15 protein-coding genes and 1 pseudogene are annotated in these 16,745 nt (G+C 74.7%); 8 read left to right on the plus strand and 8 right to left on the minus strand.

Annotated features, from left to right (window positions below):
- The first annotated feature begins 59 nt into the window (after positions 1-59).
- Positions 60-875 carry a hypothetical protein gene (locus tag ML5_RS09435; protein ID WP_013284818.1) on the plus strand — a complete coding sequence of 272 codons (816 nt, stop codon included), beginning with the start codon at positions 60-62 and terminating at the stop codon, positions 873-875.
- Between the two features lie 69 nt (positions 876-944).
- Here ML5_RS09435 and ML5_RS09440 read toward each other — a convergent pair.
- Positions 945-1,524: pseudogene (locus tag ML5_RS09440) on the minus strand (DUF3000 domain-containing protein).
- 173 nt (positions 1,525-1,697) lie between these two features.
- On the opposite strand from ML5_RS09440, the gene hemE reads away from it, so the two are divergent.
- Genes hemE through hemQ form a run of 3 tightly spaced genes read left to right on the plus strand, consistent with a single transcriptional unit; the run spans position 1,698 to position 4,906 of the window.
- Positions 1,698-2,789, plus strand: coding sequence for a uroporphyrinogen decarboxylase (gene hemE / locus ML5_RS09445; RefSeq protein WP_041784164.1), 1,092 nt, complete (start codon positions 1,698-1,700; stop codon positions 2,787-2,789).
- Positions 2,790-2,798: 9 nt separating this feature from the next.
- Positions 2,799-4,208, plus strand: coding sequence for a protoporphyrinogen oxidase (gene hemG / locus ML5_RS09450; RefSeq protein ID WP_013474526.1), 1,410 nt, complete (start codon positions 2,799-2,801; stop codon positions 4,206-4,208).
- On the plus strand, positions 4,205-4,906 hold the full coding sequence (hemQ, locus tag ML5_RS09455) for a hydrogen peroxide-dependent heme synthase (RefSeq protein WP_013474527.1): 702 nt from the start codon (positions 4,205-4,207) through the stop codon (positions 4,904-4,906). Before hemG ends, hemQ begins: the two co-directional genes overlap by 4 nt.
- 95 nt (positions 4,907-5,001) lie before the next feature.
- Here hemQ and ML5_RS09460 read toward each other — a convergent pair whose 3' ends face one another.
- From ML5_RS09460 to ML5_RS09475, 4 genes are all read right to left on the minus strand, one after another.
- Positions 5,002-6,102, minus strand: coding sequence for a lytic polysaccharide monooxygenase (locus ML5_RS09460; protein ID WP_013474528.1), 1,101 nt, complete (start codon positions 6,100-6,102; stop codon positions 5,002-5,004).
- A 105-nt stretch (positions 6,103-6,207) separates the two neighbouring features.
- A complete protein-coding gene (locus ML5_RS09465; protein ID WP_013284824.1) occupies positions 6,208-6,651 on the minus strand; it encodes a GNAT family N-acetyltransferase in 444 nt (147 codons plus the stop codon).
- A 137-nt stretch (positions 6,652-6,788) separates the two neighbouring features.
- The gene (locus ML5_RS09470) at positions 6,789-7,460 is read right to left on the minus strand and encodes a hypothetical protein (protein WP_013474529.1); all 672 of its coding nucleotides are present in this window, start codon (positions 7,458-7,460) and stop codon (positions 6,789-6,791) included.
- A gap of 53 nt (positions 7,461-7,513) precedes the next feature.
- Entirely contained in the window at positions 7,514-7,774 is a 261-nt protein-coding gene (locus ML5_RS09475; protein ID WP_013284826.1) for a hypothetical protein, read from the minus strand.
- Positions 7,775-7,929: 155 nt separating this feature from the next.
- Here ML5_RS09475 and ML5_RS09480 point away from each other — a divergent pair, with 155 nt between their 5' ends.
- Positions 7,930-8,205, plus strand: a complete 276-nt coding sequence (locus ML5_RS09480; protein WP_013284827.1) for an isoamylase early set domain-containing protein — start codon at positions 7,930-7,932, stop codon at positions 8,203-8,205.
- Between the two features lie 8 nt (positions 8,206-8,213).
- Here ML5_RS09480 and msrB read toward each other — a convergent pair whose 3' ends face one another.
- The gene (gene msrB, locus ML5_RS09485; protein ID WP_013284828.1) at positions 8,214-8,624 is read right to left on the minus strand and encodes a peptide-methionine (R)-S-oxide reductase MsrB; all 411 of its coding nucleotides are present in this window, start codon (positions 8,622-8,624) and stop codon (positions 8,214-8,216) included.
- A 47-nt stretch (positions 8,625-8,671) separates the two neighbouring features.
- Here msrB and ligD point away from each other — a divergent pair, with 47 nt between their 5' ends.
- A complete protein-coding gene (ligD, locus tag ML5_RS09490) occupies positions 8,672-9,697 on the plus strand; it encodes a non-homologous end-joining DNA ligase (protein WP_013474530.1) in 1,026 nt (341 codons plus the stop codon).
- Positions 9,698-9,713: 16 nt separating this feature from the next.
- On the opposite strand, the gene ML5_RS09495 is transcribed toward ligD, so the two are convergent.
- Positions 9,714-10,046, minus strand: a complete 333-nt coding sequence (locus ML5_RS09495; RefSeq protein WP_013474531.1) for a hypothetical protein — start codon at positions 10,044-10,046, stop codon at positions 9,714-9,716.
- A gap of 297 nt (positions 10,047-10,343) precedes the next feature.
- Complete coding sequence (locus ML5_RS09500; protein ID WP_013474532.1) at positions 10,344-10,607, minus strand: DivIVA domain-containing protein; 264 nt, start codon at positions 10,605-10,607, stop codon at positions 10,344-10,346.
- A 225-nt stretch (positions 10,608-10,832) separates the two neighbouring features.
- On the opposite strand from ML5_RS09500, the gene ML5_RS09505 reads away from it, so the two are divergent.
- Positions 10,833-14,018 carry an FtsX-like permease family protein gene (locus tag ML5_RS09505; RefSeq protein WP_013474533.1) on the plus strand — a complete coding sequence of 1,062 codons (3,186 nt, stop codon included), beginning with the start codon at positions 10,833-10,835 and terminating at the stop codon, positions 14,016-14,018.
- Entirely contained in the window at positions 14,015-16,744 is a 2,730-nt protein-coding gene (locus tag ML5_RS09510; RefSeq protein WP_013474534.1) for an FtsX-like permease family protein, read from the plus strand. The genes ML5_RS09505 and ML5_RS09510 overlap by 4 nt, the downstream gene beginning before the upstream one ends.
- Position 16,745: the final 1 nt, after the last annotated feature.

The raw sequence follows: 16,745 nt of genomic DNA on the forward strand, positions 1-16,745 counted from the left end.
GCATCGACCCCGGCCCATCGGGCCACCCCGCGGGGGACCAGCACATCTGGAGGAACGACATGTCCTACCCACCGGCCGGGGGCGACAACCCGCCCCCGGCGCCGGGGGGCACGGTCTACGGCAACCCGTACGGCAGCCGGCCCGCGCCCCAGCAGTACGACCCGAACCAGCCAGCGCCGACGCTGCACCAGCCCACCGTGTCCGACGGCGCCCCCGGGTACGGCGGATACCAGCCCGCCACGCCGGGACAGCCGGGATACGCGCCCGGCGCCGCCCCGGTGCCCCCGCCGGCGCAGCCGATGTCGGCGCCGCCGGTCTCCGTCCCGCCGGTCTCCGCCCCCGGCTACGCGCAGCCGATGTCGGTCCCGCCCGCGTCGGCTCCGCCGGTGTCCGGCCCCGGCTTCGGGCCGCCGCCGATGTCCGGGCCGCCCGGCCCGTACGGCCCGGTGGGTGCCCCGCCGGCCACCGGCGGCGGCAGGAAGTGGGCGGCGCTGGTGCTCGGCCTCGTCGCCGCGCTGCTGTTCGTCTTCGGCGGCGTGATGACGTTCCTGTACGTCTCCACGAACGGCGAGCTGGACAAGTCCCGGCAGACGGTCAGCCAGCGGGACGGCACGATCTCGGCGAACCAGCAGGAGATGGAGAAGCTCAAGGGTGAGCTGAAGGCGGTCCAGGAGCGGCTGTCGGACACCCAGCAGGACCTGACCGGCACCAAGAACGACCGGGACGAGCAGGCCCGGCAGAAGAAGGTCATCGCGAACTGCCTGGACAAGCTGACCACGGCCATGGCGGCGGCGTCGCGCGGCGACCGGGCCGCCTTCGAGGCGGCCAGCAAGGGCCTGGACAAGATCTGCGACGAGGCCGAGAACTACCTCTGACCGGCGTCCACCGAAGGCCGTCCCGGTTCGTCCGGGGCGGCCTTTCGCGTGTCCCCGGGCGGGGTGCGGTCAGGCGGCGCCGGCGGAGCGGCGGGTGGGCAGCGCGGTGACGCCGGGCGGCGGCAGGCCGGCCGTGGAGGCCAGCAGCGTGCACCAGCCGAGCAGGTGCGGGCCCAGGTCGGCGCGCAGCGGCGTCCAGGAGGCGCGGATCTCGATGTCACCGGCGGCGGGCGGCCCGGCCAGCTCGCCGAAGCGGGTGGAGAGCGTCTGGGTGACTGTGCCGCCGATCGCCCGGTGCCCGGTGCCCGGCGCCCTGCGCGTCGAGCGCGTCGGTCAGCCAGGTCCAGCCGACACCGGGCAGCAGCGGATCGCTGGCCAGGTCGACCTCCAGCTCGGCGGTGACGTACGTGACCAGCCGCAGCGTGCCCTGCCACGCCTCGTGCCCGGCCGGGTCGTGCAGCAGGATCAGCCGGCCGGTGGCCACCTCGTCGTCGTCGCGCATCACGGCGGCGGAGAGCGCGAACGCGTACGGGGCCAGCCGCTGCGGCGCGCCGACCTCCTCCAGGATGATCTCCGGTCGGGGTGTGGCCGATCGCAGCCCCGCGACCGCGCGGGCGAACGTTTCCGGGAGCGCGATCGGGGGGGCCATGCGGGCAGCCTATGCCGCGCTCACCGCGCGGCGCGCGACGGCGCGCCGGGTGATCGACGGTTAAGAAGGGGCCCTTCCGCTACCGGAGGCGTTAAGCGGGGGCCCTTCCTTCTACGTCACAAATGCGGACGGTGAACGCGGGCGCGCACCGGGGGCGTGGCACGATTGCCGCGATGACCACCGACACCACGGGCACTGCCGCCCGAGACGGAGAACCCCGCCGCGGCGGGCCGGCCGACTCGCCCTTCGTCCGCGCCTGCCGGCGCGAGCCGGGCCCGCACACCCCGGTCTGGTTCATGCGCCAGGCCGGCCGGTCGCTGCCGGAGTACCGGGAGATCCGGGCCAACGTGCCGATGCTGGAGTCCTGCCGCCGGCCCGACCTGGTCACCGAGATCACGCTCCAGCCGGTGCGCCGGCACGGCGTGGACGCGGCGATCCTGTTCAGCGACATCGTGGTGCCGGTCGCCGCGGCCGGCATCGACCTGGACATCGTGCCCGGCACCGGCCCGGTGGTGGCCGAGCCGGTCCGTACCGCCGCCGACGTCGAGCGGATCACCCCGATCGGCCGCGACGACGTGTCGTACGTGGACGAGGCGGTCCGCCGGCTCGTCGTCGAGCTGGGCGACACCCCGCTGATCGGCTTCGCCGGCGCCCCGTTCACGCTCGCCAGCTACCTGGTCGAGGGCGGCCCGTCGCGTACGCACGCCAAGACCAAGGCGCTGATGTACGGCGACCCGGAGCTGTGGCACGCGCTGTGCGCGCGGCTGGCCGAGGTGACGCTGGCGTTCCTCCAGGTGCAGATCGACGCCGGGGTCTCCGCGGTGCAGCTGTTCGACTCGTGGGCCGGCGCGCTCTCCGAGGCGGACTACCGCCGCTTCGTGCTGCCGCACTCGACGTACGTGCTGGGCGGGCTCGCCGACGCCGGTGTGCCGCGGATCCACTTCGGGGTGGGCACCGGCGAGCTGCTCGGCGCGATGGGCGAGGCCGGCGCCGACGTGGTGGGCGTGGACTGGCGGACGCCGCTCGACGTCGCCACCGGCCGGATCGGGCCGGACAAGGCGGTGCAGGGCAACCTCGACCCGACGGTGCTGCTCGCCGGATGGCCGGTGGTGGAGGCCGAGGTGCGGCGCATCGTCGAGCAGGGCCGGGCCGCTCCCGGCCACGTGTTCAACCTCGGTCACGGCGTCCTGCCGGAGACCGACCCCGAGGTGCTGACCCGGGTGGTCGCGCTGGTGCACGAGCTGACCGCGCGACCGGAGCGCTAGGAGGAGACAGTGGTGCGACCGTGGCGGGTGGCGATCGTCGGTGGCGGGATCACCGGGCTGGCCGCCGCCGTCCGGTTGCGCGACCGGGCCCCCGAGGGCACCGAGATCACCGTGTACGAGCAGTCCGGCCGCCTCGGCGGCAAGCTGCACACCGGTGAGCTGGCCGGCGGGCCGGTCGAGTTCGGCGCGGAGTCGTTCCTGATGCGCGACCCGGCCGGTGGCGAGTCGGCGGCGGTGACGCTGGCCCGCCGCCTCGGACTGGACGCGTCGATCGTGCACCCGACCGTCGGGCAGGCGGCCCTGCTCGTCGACGGCACGTTGCGCCAGGTCCCGGGCGGGACGCTCGTCGGCGTACCCGGGGATCTGGACAAGGTGGCGGCGGTCGCGCCGCCGGCCGCGGACGCCGACCGCGACGCGGGCCACCCGCTGCTGGCCGAGGGTGAGGACACCTCGGTCGGTGAGCTGGTCCGCAAGCGTCTCGGAGACGCGGTGGTGGAGCGGCTGGTCGACCCGATGCTCGGCGGCGTGTACGCCGGGCGGGCCGACGACCTGTCGCTTGTCACCACGATGCCGGCGCTGGCCCGCGCGGCCCGCGCCGAGCACACGCTGGTCGGTGCGGTACGCGCCGCGCAGGCCGCCGCGCCGCGCGCGCCCGGCGCACCGGTCTTCGGCACGCTCGCCGGTGGGCTGAGCACGCTGGTCGAGGCGGCGGCGACGGCGAGCGGGGCGACGATCCGCCGGGGCGCCGCGGTACGCGAGCTGCGCCGCACCCCGGACGGCTGGCGGCTCACAGTCGGGCCGACCCGCGACGCCGAGCACGTCGAGGCGGACGCGGTGCTGCTCGCGGTGCCGGCCCGCCCGGCCGCCCGGCTGCTCGCCGCCGCCGCGCCCGAGGCGGCCGGCACGGTGGGCGCGCTCGACTACGCGAGCGTCGCCCTGATCACCCTCGCGCTGCCGGGGCCGGCCCTGCCGGAGCTGTCCGGCTTCCTGGTGCCGGCCGGCGAAGGGCTGACGATCAAGGCGTCCACGTTCTTCACCACCAAGTGGGGGCACCTGCGGCGGCCGGACGGGCTGGCGCTGGTGCGCGCCTCGGTGGGCCGGTACGGCGACGAGACGTCGCTGCAGCTCACCGACGACGACCTGGCCGACACGGTGCACCGGGAGCTGTCGGCGGTGCTGGGCGCGCCGCTGCCGGTGCCGGTGGCCCGGCACGTGCAGCGGTGGGGTGGCGCGCTGCCCCAGTACACGCCCGGGCACACCGCCCGGGTGGCGGCGGTCCGGACGGCGCTGCGCGCCGCCCACCCGACGCTTGCAGTGGCCGGGGCCGGTTACGACGGCGTCGGTATCCCGGTGTGCGTCCGCTCCGGCGAGACGGCGGCCGAAGAGATCATCACGGCACTGGAAGGATCGGCAGCATGACCGAGCAGACCAACGCGGCGCGGCTGCGCGAGCTCAACGAGACCATCCGCTACACGATGTGGTCGGTGTACCGGGCCACCAGCCCGCTGCCGTCGCTGCGGGAGAACGTCGTCGACGAGGTCGAGTCGCTCTTCACCGAGCTGGCCGGCAAGGACGTCACGATCCGGGGCACGTACGACGTGGCCGGGCTGCGCGCCGACGCCGACCTGATGATCTGGTGGCACTCGTCGTCCAGCGACGCGCTGCAGGACGCGTACCTGCGGTTCCGCCGGACCACGCTGGGCCGGGCCCTCACCCCGGTCTGGTCGCAGATGGCGCTGCACCGCCCGGCCGAGTTCAACAAGAGCCACATCCCGGCTTTCCTGAACGACGAGGAGCCCCGCGCCTACCTGTGCGTCTACCCGTTCGTGCGCTCGTACGAGTGGTACCTGCTGCCCGACGCCGAGCGGCGCGAGCTGCTGGCCGAGCACGGCAAGATGGCCCGGGGCTACCCGGACGTGCGGGCCAACACGGTCGCCTCGTTCGCGCTCGGCGACTACGAGTGGATGCTGGCGTTCGAGGCCGACGAGCTGCACCGGATCGTGGACCTGATGCGCGACCTGCGGGCCTCCGGCGCCCGCCGGCACGTACGGGAGGAGATCCCGTTCTACACCGGCCGCCGCCGCTCGGTCGCCGACATCGTCAACTGCCTGGTGTGAAAGGAAGGGCACCTTCTTAACGCCTGCGGTAGAGGAAGGGGCCCGGCTTAACACCGCGACGGTGTCGAGCAGGGCCCCGACCGGGACGGCGGTCGTCAGGAGGTCGTCGTGCAGGACACGATGCTGGGCACCGGGTTCGTCGCACTGGCCGAGCCGGTGAAGCCGAACGAGGTGCTCGCACCCGGCGCGAGCGAGCCGTTGTAGGCCACGTTGCGTGCCGTCACGAGCGTTCCGCTCGTTGTCACAGAGGCGTTCCACGCCGAGTTGACCTGCTGGCCGTTCTGGTAGTTCCAGCTCACCGACCAGCCGCGGATCGGCGAACCGCTGCCGTTCGTCACCTTCACGTCGGCCTGGAAACCGCCACCCCACGAACCGGTGATCGCGTACGTCGCGGTGCAGCCACCGGCCGGGTTCGGCGTGGTCGGCGGCGGGCTGGTGGGCGGCGTGCTCGTCGGCGGGGTGCTGGTGGGCGGCGTGCTGGTCGGCGGGGTGGTCGGGCCGGACCCGCCGAAGTCCACGTCGCTGCACAGGTAGTAGGACTGGTCCAGGTGGCTGGCCTGCCAGATCGTGTAGACGACGTGCCGGCCGGTGCGGCCCGGCGCGTTCGCCGGGATCTGGATCGACACGCCGTCCACCTCACGCGTCCACTGGCTGGCCGGTGTGTTGCCGATCTGGCCGACCAGTTCCAGGTCGCTCCAGCGCAGCGGCGAGGTGAGCGCGTTGTAGCCCTGCTTGGTCACGTACACCCGGATGTAGTCGGCACCGTGGCTGGCCTGGTCGAAGAACTTGACCCGGAAGTTGTTGGTCACCGGCACGGTCTTCCAGGCGCCGACCGTGTCGAGCGCGTTGTACCGGCCGCTCTGGGTGCGGCCGCCGCTGCAGAGCTGCCCGTCCGGGATGGCGCCCTGGTGGTTGCCGGCCACGCCCTCGCGGAACAGGCCGTTCCAGTTCCACATGGCGTTCGGGTCGGCCTGCCACGCCTGCCAGCACATCGGATCCTGGGTGGCCATGGCCGGGTTCTGGAAGTCACCGCCCCAACGCTGCCAGCAGCTGTAGCTGCGCGACGCCGGGTCGACCACCGACCCGTGCGCCGAGGCCGGGCCGGAGAACGCGGTGGTGAGCAGCGCCGCCACCACCGCGCAGACGGCGAGGATCGCCGCCGCGAGCGGTAACGGGCGGCGGTACGGAGTGGACATGGAAAGCCTCCGGGATGGGGTGTCGGTGCACGACGCCCGGACTCGGGAGTTGCCCTCTCCCGCGTGGCGGCTCCGCCCGCACGCTGCCACAGAAAACGACAAACGTCAATGAGTTGGGTCGCGGCGCATCGGAGTGTGCGGGATGCCGTCCTCGACGTAGCCGGGGCCGCTGACCTCGAAGCCGAGCCCTTCGTAGAAGCCGACCAGATGCGTCTGCGCGTCGAGCACGCACGGCCGGTCACCCACCACGGCGAGCGCCTCGGTCATCAGCGCGCCGGCCAGGCCCGCGCCGCGGGCCGCCGGCGCCACCACCACCCGCCCGATCCGTGCGACGCCGCCGGGGTCGGCCAGGATCCGCAGGTACGCGACCACGGCGCCGTCGCGGCTCAGCCACAGGTGGCGGGTGCCGGGTTCGACGTCCCGGCCGTCCAGTTCCGGGTACGGGCAGGACTGCTCGACCACGAACACGTCGATGCGCAGCCGGAGCAGGTCGTGGAAGGTGCTGGTGTCCAGGTCGGCGAAGCTTGCCAGGTGGGACTCGACGGGCATCGGCCCAGGGTAGGCGGCGCGTCTCCGCCCGGTCGTGCTCCCCCTGGCGCGGCACGTCGGCTCGGCGCGCCGGGCCGGCGCGGTCCCGGTGTGCCGGCTCAACGCGCGGCGGTTCGGCGTGGCCGGGCCGGCGCTGCTCAGCCCTTCGACGTGCGCAGCCCGGTTGCGGTGGCGGTGACGGCGCGCTCGAACCAGGTGCCGGTGTCGGCCGCCGAGCGGGTCCAGACCGCGACGCACTGGGTCACCCGGCCGTGGTGCAGGCAGCCGTAGCGGTGCGGGAAGCGCGTGCCGTCGGACACGGTCATGGTCGCCGACACCACCCGGCCCGGCACGCCCAGCCCGGCGGGCAGGTCCCCCGCGGTGTGCCCGGTGGTCACCTGGCCCTCCTCCTCGTCGCGCTCGCACGCCTCCAGCAGGCCGAAGACCTGCCGTACCGCGTCCGCGGCGGCCGCCTCGTCCGGGTAGACCACGGTCTCCTGGGCGATCTCGACGAACTCGCCGGCCGGGGTGCCCTCCGGCGTGACGAAGACCCGGGTGGACGCGACGAGCCGCCGGTCGAGCAGGGGCAGCGGGCGACCGCAGACGACACCGTCGGAGTCGAGCCGCTCACTGGCGTGCTCGGGTTCTTCGGCCAGGCCGGCCAGGCTGCCGGTCGCGGCGTAACGGTCGCGCAGCGCCGCGGCGGCCCCGCCGTCGGTGGGCGAGGGCGCGGCCAGGGCCGGCGCGGGGGCGGTGGCGGGCTCGGTGGTGGAACCGCAGCCGGCGAGGACGGCGACCAGGGCCACCGCGATGATCAACCGTCGGGACACCGGAGGGATGCTAGACGGAGATCGACGCCGGTGCCGCCCCGGGAGCGCCCGCGTCAGGCGGGGCGGGCGCCGACCGCGTCGCGTACCTCGGCGCCCTGCTCGCCCTCGACGGCGCGGGCGCAGTGGGCGCAGCAGAAGAAGCGGCCGGAGACCTCGACGCCGTGCCCGACGATCTTGATCTGGCAGTGCTCGCAGATCGGCGCCATCTTGTGCACCGCGCACTCGAAACAGTCGAACGTGTGCCGCGACCCGTCGACGGTGCGCACCTCGAACGCCATCCAGTAGTCGTTGCCGCAAACCTCGCAGGCAGCCATGCGAAACCCCCCGAAAACGGACCTGTCATCCGAGAGTCGCGCAGACGACACCTTCGAGCAACCGGAACCGGCGAACCTGATCCGGCCCCACGGCGAGTCGCTCCCGGCGTGTCGCGCGTTGACTGCTGTGACCGCCGAAAATCCCCGGAGGATTCGTGATCAAGCGCAACAAGCTCTTCGGCAACCAGACCCGGGTGACGTTCTCGCTGCCCCGGGACACCCCGGCCGGCACGGTGAGCGTGGTCGGCTGCTTCAACGGCTGGGAGCCCGGCCGGCACGAGCTGGTGCCGCGCCGCGACGGCACGCGTACCGTGACGGTCCGGCTGAAGCCGGGGGAGTACCGCTTCCGCTACCTCGCCACCGGCGGGGTGTGGCTGGACGACGAGGCCGCCGACCAGGTGGACGAGGCCGGCGGCCTGCTGCGGCTCTGACGCCGCCGTCAGCCGGCGCTGGGCTCCAGCCGCACCGAGATCGAGTTGACGCAGTGCCGGGTGTCCTTCGGGGTGAAGCCCTCACCCTCGAAGACGTGCCCGAGGTGGCTGTCGCAGCGCGCGCAGCGGATCTCCACGCGCCGCATGCCGAGCGTGTTGTCCGGGATCTCCTTGACCGCGCCCGGGATGGCGTCGTCGAAGCTCGGCCAGCCGCAGTGCGAGTCGAACTTGTCCTGGCTGCGGAACAGTTCCAGCCCGCAGGCCCGGCAGTGGTAGACGCCGGGGGTCTTGGTGTCGACGTACTCACCGGTCCAGGGCGCCTCGGTGCCGGCCTCGCGGAGCACCCGGAACTCCTCGGGGCTCAGCCGGACGCGCCATTCGTCCTCGGTACGGGGCAGTTCGTTGTCGGAAAGACTCACCGTTCCACGGTACGTCGGGTGTCGGTGGCATCGCATATGGTCGCGTGATGGCGGGCAAGGGTGCGGTCGAGGAGATCGAGGTAGCCGGGCACGCGGTGCGGCTGAGCAGCCCCGATCGGGTGATCTTCCCGCAGCGCGGCTTCACCAAGGCCGACGTCTTCCGCTACTACCTGGCCGTCGGCGACGGGATCATGCGCGCCCTGCGCGACCGGCCGACCACGCTCCAGCGCTTCCCCGACGGCATCGAGGGGGAGATGTTCTTCCAGAAGCGGGTGCCGCAGCGGGGCGTGCCCCCGTGGGTCAGCACCGCGCGGATCGCCTTCCCCAGCGGCCGCCCGGCCGACGAGCTGTGCCCGGCCGACCTGGCGCACGTGGCCTGGGCGGCGCAGATGGGCACGGTGGTGTTCCACCCGTGGCCGGTGCGCGCCGCCGACACCGACCGCCCCGACGAGCTGCGCGTCGACCTCGACCCGCAGCCCGGCACCGACTTCGCCGACGCGGTGACCGCCGCCGCTGAGCTGCGCGGTCTGCTCGACGAGCTGGGCGTGCCCGGCTGGCCGAAGACCTCCGGCGGCCGGGGCGTGCACGTCTACCTGCGCATCCAGCCGCGCTGGACGTTCGTGGAGGTACGCCGCGCCACCATCGCGCTGGCCCGGGAGCTGGAACGCCGCCGCCCCGAGCTGGTCACCACCGCCTGGTGGAAGGAGGAGCGCGGCGAGCGCGTCTTCGTCGACTTCAACCAGATGGCGCGGGACCGCACCATCGCCTGCGCGTACTCGCTGCGCGCCAACGCCCGCGCCACCGTCTCCACCCCCGTCGACTGGGACGAGTTGCCGGAGGTCGACCCGGACGACTTCCACCTGGGCACGGTGCCGGCCCGGTTCGCCGAGCGCGGCGACCCGCACGTCGGCATCGACGACGCCCCGTGGGACATCACGCCGCTGCTGGAGTGGGCCGAGCGGGACGCCGCCGACGGCCTGGGCGACATGCCGTACCCGCCGGAATACCCGAAGATGCCCGGCGAGCCGAAGCGGGTCCAGCCCTCCAAGGACCGCGACCGCCCTCGCCCCTGACGCCCCCCAGCAGCGGTCAGACGGGCGGAGGCGGACACTCCAGCACGGCGATCGAGTTCCCGGCGAACAGCCCCAGGTGCGGGTGCCCGGAGAAGATCCGGACCGCCTCGTCGTGCGAGTACGCCTCCACGATCGCGTAGGCGATCAGGTTGTCCGTGATGTCCTCGACGCCCCGCGTCGTGACCAGCTTCTTCCCATACAGCGGAGCGCCGGGGTCGACGAGGGCGCTCTCGTTGGCCTGCGCCCATGCCGCCCAGGCGTTCATGAAGTCGGTCTGCTGCTGTTCGGTGAGGTCGGCCTTGCCGGCCTCGTCAGCGGCGCCGTTGAAGAGTGCAAGGAACCTGCCCATCCCCGGATGCTACCGACGGTACGCCGCTCGCCCGGCCCGGCGCGCGTTCGCGAGTGGAACACCACGGGTGCCTACGGGCCGCGGAGACACCCATGACGTTCCACCCGACGCGGGCCGGCACGGCTCGGCGTGCGCCTGGGGTGTCCGGTCGCGCGCCGCACGAACCGTCGTGGTCGTTGCGGTGGCCGCACCGGCCGGCGCCGTCGAGCCGGGCGTCGCACCAGACCCGGGTACGCGCGAACTGGCTGTCCTCCTCGCTCAGCGTGGTGGGCAGGTGAATGATCCAGCGTTGCTCGATCATCGTGGCCACCCGCCCGGCGGGGCGTCCGGGTCACGGAGGCGGCAGGCGCGATGCTGGGACTGCCACTGCCGCAGCGCCTGGCGGACGCGCTCGGCCTCGGTCCGCGTGGTGACCAGCTCACGGCTCAGACGTTCGAGTTCGTCGGCCGCCCGGTCGAGGTGGTCGCGTACCTGGGCCGGGTCGAGACCGCGCCAGCGCCGGTCGAAGAAGGCAGCGCGGACGTGGTGCGGGAGCAGGCGTTCCTCGGTCACGTAGATCACCGCACGGGCGCCGTCTGCTCGGCGACGAGCGAGTGGATCTGCCGGTCGGTGAGCCCGCGCAGGTCGAGCACCCGCCGGCCCCGGTCGTGGGCACATCCGCCGGCTGCTTCCCCCGGAGTTCCGCGCGGGAAGGCCGATAACGATCATGTAACGGGCGCGAACCTTTTGGTGGGCGTCACTGCTCTCTCTCGGCATCGGCCCGCCGGGGCCAGGAGAGGACGTCGGATGAAGCTGGTGTGGAGGCGGGCGATAGAGGCCCGTGGGCTGCTGCTCGCCGCCGCTGTCGCGGCACTCGTCGCGGTCGCGTTGGTCACCGGGCTCTCCGACTACAACCGCCGGGCCGTCGAGGCGGGCGCCCGGGCGGTGCTCGACGCCGCACCGGCCGAGGAACGCAGCCTGCTGATCAGCGGCTCCGGTGGCGCCGACGCCGCCGCGTTCGCCGAGCGGGACCGGGCGGTACGGGCACAGTTCGCGAAGGGGCTCGGCGGCGCCCCGGTCACAGTGGCCGCGAGCCGCTCCGGGACCGGGCGGGAGCTGACCGGAGACGTGGGCGCCGCCCGTACCGACGACGATCCGATGTTCGCCAACCTGGCCACGCTCGACGACCTGCCCGCGCACGCCGAGCTGGCCGCCGGGGCGTGGCCGGTGCCCGGCAGCAACCCGTTGCAGGTGACGTTGCCGGAGAAGGTGGCCGCGCAACTGAGCCTGGAGGTCGGGGAGCGGGTGCCGCTGTACGACCGGGGCGCGGAGCGCGCCGGCACCGTGGTGGTCGTCGGCACGTGGCGGCCGCGGGACGCGTCCGAGGCGTACTGGCGTCTCGCCCCCGGGGTGGGGGAGAGCCAGGGCGACGCGGAGATCACGTCGTACGGGCCGTTCGCGCTCGACCCGGCCGACTTCGCCCGTACCTTCCCGGGCTCCACCTCGGCGGCCTGGGTGGTCGACCCCGACCTGGTGGCGGTCGAGCCAGCCCGGCTGCCCGCCGTGACCACAGCGCTCGACGAGATCACCGGGAAGCTGCCCGAGGCCACCGGCCTGGGCTCCTCGACACAGCAGGTCAGCCACCTGGACCGGCTCGTCGACCGGCTCAGCCGGGCCGACCTGGTGGGCCGGTCCGCGCTGCTCACCCCGCTGCTGCTGATCGTGGTGCTCGGCGGGTACGCGCTGGTGCTGGTGGCGGCGCTGCTCAACGAGGACCGGCGGGCGCAGACCGCGCTGCTGCGGGCCCGGGGCGCCGCCCGGGGGCAGATCGCCGGGCTGGCCGTACGCGAGGCGACGCTCGTGGTGGCACCGGCGCTGCTGCTGGCCCCGGCGCTGACCGGGCAGGCGATCCACTACCTGGGCGCGGACCTGGGGCTGGCCGACGGCGATCTGGCCCGGGTGTGGATGGTGGCGGTCGGCGCGGCGGTGGGCTGCCTGCTCGCCATGGTGCTGCCGGCGATGCGCCGGGCGGGCACGTACGTCGCGGACATGGCGTCCCGGTCGCGGCCCTCCCGGGGAGCGGCCGTGCAGCGGGCGAGCGTCGACGTGGCGCTGGTGGCCCTCGCCGTGCTCGCCTGGACACAGCTGCGGCAGTACTCCTCGCCGCTCGCCGGCGCGAACGGCAGCCTCGGCATCGACCCGCTGCTGGCCGCCGCGCCCACCATCGGCGTGCTGGCCGGCGCGGTGATCGCGCTGCGGCTGCTGCCGCCGACCACCCGGCTCGCGGAACGCTTCGTCGACCGGCGGACGTGGAACGCCACCATGTTCGGCATGTGGCAGGCGGGCCGGCGCCCGCACGCCGGGCCGGTGCTGCTGCTCGCGCTCGCCGTCGGCGGCAGCACGCTCGCCTGGTCGCTGGTGGCCTCCTGGGAACGCTCGCAGCGGGACCAGGCACAGCACACGGTCGGCGCGGACCTGCGGCTGACCGAACGGGACGGCACCGCCCCCGCGGACCGGGCCGCCCAGCTGGCCGCCGTGCCCGGCGTGGACCGGGTGCTGCCGGCCTGGCGCGACGACGTACGCCTGGGCCGTGAGGCCCGGCCGGCCACAGTGGTGGCGTTCGACGCCGCCGCCGCGAAGGGGATGATCCGGCTCGACGACGCCGGCGGTGACGCGTCCACCGGCGCCCTGCTGGACCGGCTCGCGAACGGCCGGACCGCGCCGGCCGGCGGCGTCCTGCCCGAGGGGGCGAAGACGCTGTCCGGCACCGTGCGCACCCCGGTCGAGAGCATGTACGAGCGGCCCCGGGTGGCTGTCACCGCGTTGTTCGCCACCGACGCCGGGGCCACCTGGCGGGTCCGGCTCGCCGAGGGGGACGGCGACGGCAAGCCGGTGCGCTTCTCGGTGCCGCTGCCGGACAGCGGCGGCGTCCCGCTGCGCCTGGCCGGTTTCGAGGCCGACGGCGGTGACGCCACCGGCAGCTCGTACCGGCTGCTCCTGGACGAGCTGCGGCTCACCGACGCCGCCGGGGCGGCCCTGAAGCTGCCGGTGGAGGGGTCCTGGCGGGTGATCGACCCGGGCTCCGGGCCGCGCGACACCGCCGAGGCGAGCCCGACCCGGATCGACGGGACGCAGGGCTTCGACGTGCCGGCCGGGCTGTTGCAGTTCGCCCGGGTGCCCTCGTCCCGATTCGCGCTGGTGCCGCAGGCGCCGGACCGTCCGGTGCCGGTGCTCGTCACCCCCGGCGTGGCCGCCGCGATGAGCCTCAAGACCGGCGACACCGTCAAGCTGTCGGTCGCCGAGGTGACGGTCGAGGTCACAGTGGTCGGCCAGGTCGCCGCGGTGCCCGGCACCGGGGGCGACGGGGTGCTGCTGGACCTGCCCACCGCCACCACACAACTCCTCGAACGCAGCGGCGGCGTCCGGCCGGTGGCCGAGTGGTGGCTGGGCACCACGCCCGGCGGGCACACCACCGCCGCTGACGCGCTCGCCTCGACCGGCGGCACGGTGCTGCTCGACCGGCGGGCGGTGGCCGCGGAGGCCGCCGAGGATCCGTACTGGCAGGGCGCGCGCACCGGGCTGCTGGCCGCCGCGCTCGGCTCGGTGCTGCTCGCCCTGGTCGGTCTGGCGGTCGACGTCTGGGCCACCACCCGGCGCCGGCTCACCGAGTTCGCCGTGTTCAACACGCTCGGCGCGAACACCCGGCTGCTGGCACGCGCGTACCTCGCCGAACAGACGTTCCTGGCCGCGATCGGCGTCGGTGTCGGGATGCTCGTCGGCGCCCTCGTGGCGGCCACCATGGTGCCGCTGGTGATCCTCACCCCGGCCGCCGGCCGGCCGGTGCCCGAGGCGGCCTTCACAGTGCCCTGGCTGCCGATCGGGACGACAGCCGCCGGGCTGCTGCTCGCCGCGCTCGCCTTCGCCGCCCTCATCACCACAGGCATCCGCCAGCGGGTCGCCGCCGCGCAGCTCCGGATCGGAGGAGAACGATGAGCCTTCCTGGTGCCGCGCGCCGGGTACGCGCATACGGAGGGCAGTTCCTGCTGCTCGCCGTCCTGACCCTGGTGACCGCCCTGCTGATCACCGGCGTGCCCCGGGTCGCCGACCGGCTGACCGGGCAGGGGCTCACCGAGTACGTCGCAGGGCAGCCGGTGGCCCGCCGCGACCTCACGTACAGCACGGCGCCGACCGCGTTCCCGCCGTCGACCCGGACCGCCGTGACCGGTCACGCGGCCGAGCTGGCGGGAATCGAGGGGGCGATGCCCGGCGTGGTCCGGGACACCGTCGGCCAGCGCTGGTACGTCGCCCAGACCGTGCCCGGACGGCTGCGCGGCCCGACGCTCGCCCCCGAGAAGGGGCTCATCGACGTGCACCTGCGCGCCGGTACCGGCATCAAGGAGGCGGCCACACTGGTCGACGGGCGGTGGCCGGAACGCCCCGTCGCCCCGGCCCGCACGGTCGAGGTGACGCTCGCCGAGACGATCGCCGGCACGCTCGGCGTGAAGACCGGCGACCGGTTCCTGCTCCTGATGCTCGACCCGGACGACAACGTGCTCAAGTCCCTCCCGGTCCACCTGGTCGGTGTGTGGCGGCCGAACGACCCGGCCGACGGTGTCTGGGACACGCTGCCGTCGATGCTCAAGCTCTCCCCGCCCGAGGGCGACGGCGACCCGTTCGTGGGCGTCGCCTACACCGCCGACGGCGGCGTCGACGAGGCCGTCGCGACCGGCTGGCCGGTGAGCTTCGGCTGGCGGTACCGGATCGCCCCGGACCGGCTCGAACCGGGCCGCCTCGACGCGCTGATCGCCGGCGTCGACGGGCTGGACCGGGCCCGGCCCGCCCAGATCGAGATGACCCTCACCCAGGGCGTGGACATCCCGCTGCGGCGCTTCGCCGACGCGCTCGCCGCCGCGCGTACCCTGCTCGCGGTCATCGCGGCCGGGCTGCTCGCCACGCTGGCCGGGCTGACGCTGCTGGCCGCCCGGCTGGCCGCGCGCCGCCGCCGCGCCGAGTTCCACCTGATCCGGGCACGCGGCGGCTCGACCGGCGCGGTCCTGCGCCGCGGCCTGGCCGAGTCGCTGCTGGTGCTGCCGGCCGCGGCCGGGATCGGCTGGCTGCTTGGCGGGCTGCTGCCCGGCACCGGGGCGTCGTGGCGCTGGGTGGTGATCGCCGCGCTCCTGGCCACGCTGCTGCCGCCGCTCGCCGCGCTCGCCGTCGGCCGCCGGGCCGGTGGACGTGCCGACCTGGGCGGCCGGTCACCCGCCGTCCGGCTCACCGTCGAGGTGGTAGTGCTCGGGCTCGCCGTGCTCGGCGCGTTCCTGCTGCGCCGCCGCGGGCTCACCGCCGGTTCGGTGGACCCGCTGCTGGTCTCCGTGCCGGTGCTGCTGGCGATCGCGGCGGCGCTGCTGGCGCTGCGCGCGTACCCCTGGCCCCTGCGGCTGGTCAGCCGCGTCGCCGCCCGGGCGCGCGGCAGCGTCGCGTTCCTCGGCACCGCCCGCGCGGGCCGGGCCGCCAGCACCGGGCCGCTGGTCGTGGTGGTGCTGGCCGTCGCCACCGCCGCGTTCTGCGGCGTGGTGGCGACCGGCATCGAGACCGGCCGGGACACCGCCGCCGCCCAGGCCGTGCCCGGTGACCTGCTGGTACGCGGGGAGCGCTTCACCCCGGACACCGCGGAGAAGCTGGCCGCGCTGCCCGGGGTACGCGCTGTCGCGCCGCTGCTCACAGTGCCGGCCGAACGTCCGTACGCCGACCGCGCCGGACGCCCCGCCCCGGTCACCGAGCTGCGCGTGGTGCTCGTGGACGGCCAGCGGTTCGCCGACGTGGCACGGGAGGCCGGCGTACCGGTGGACGTGCCCGACCCGGTGCGGGCCCGCACCGACGGGAGCACGCCGCTGCCGGCGCTGGTGTCTCCGGCGGTGGCCGGGGAACTGGCCGACGCCGGGCTCGCCGACGCCCGGGGTGAGCGGCCCGCCTGGCTGGACGTGCAGGGCAACCGGCTGCCGGTGCGGACCGCCGCCACAGTCGACGAGTTCGCGCTCGTGGGCGAGGGCATACGCCGGTTCGTGGTGCTGCCGTGGCCGGCGTTGCCGGCCGACGCCCCGCACCAGCTCGCGCCGACCGGTTTCGTGCTCGCCGGGTCCGGCGTGGACGCGGCCGAGGTGGACCGGGTCGCGAGCGACGGGCAGCGGCGCTACCTGCGCATCGGCGAGGTCGACGCCGGGGACAAGGCCCGCGCGCCGGAGGTGACGACCCGTTCGGCAGTGCGCGCCGACCTGGGCGGCACCGGCGTGAACGGCCTGCTGGTGTTCGGGTTCGTGCTCGGTGCCGGGGGCGGCGCCGCGCTGGGGCTGCTCGGGCTCGCGCTCGCCGTGCTCGCCGGGGCCCGCTCGCGCGGGCAGGTGCTGTCCCGGCTGCGCACGATGGGCCTCTCCCGCCGCCAGTGGCGCGGACTGCTGATGGTGGAGCTGACGCCGCTGGTGCTGGTGTCGGTGCTCACCGGAGCGGTGGTCGGCGCGTTGCTGCCGCTGCTGCTCACACCGGTGCTCGGGCTGCCCGCCTTCACCGGGGGCGTGGACGTGCGCCCGAGTTTCGAACCCGGCCTGGTGGCCGGGGTGTCGGTCCTGGCCATGCTGGCCCTCGGCTTCGCGATCACCGTGGAAGCCGTGAACAACCGCCGGTTGCGCCTCGGCGAGGTGCTGCGGCTCGGAGAGGAGAGCTGAC

Origin of the sequence: Micromonospora sp. L5 (assembly GCF_000177655.2) — a bacterium.
In the GTDB taxonomy this organism is placed as follows: domain Bacteria; phylum Actinomycetota; class Actinomycetes; order Mycobacteriales; family Micromonosporaceae; genus Micromonospora; species Micromonospora aurantiaca.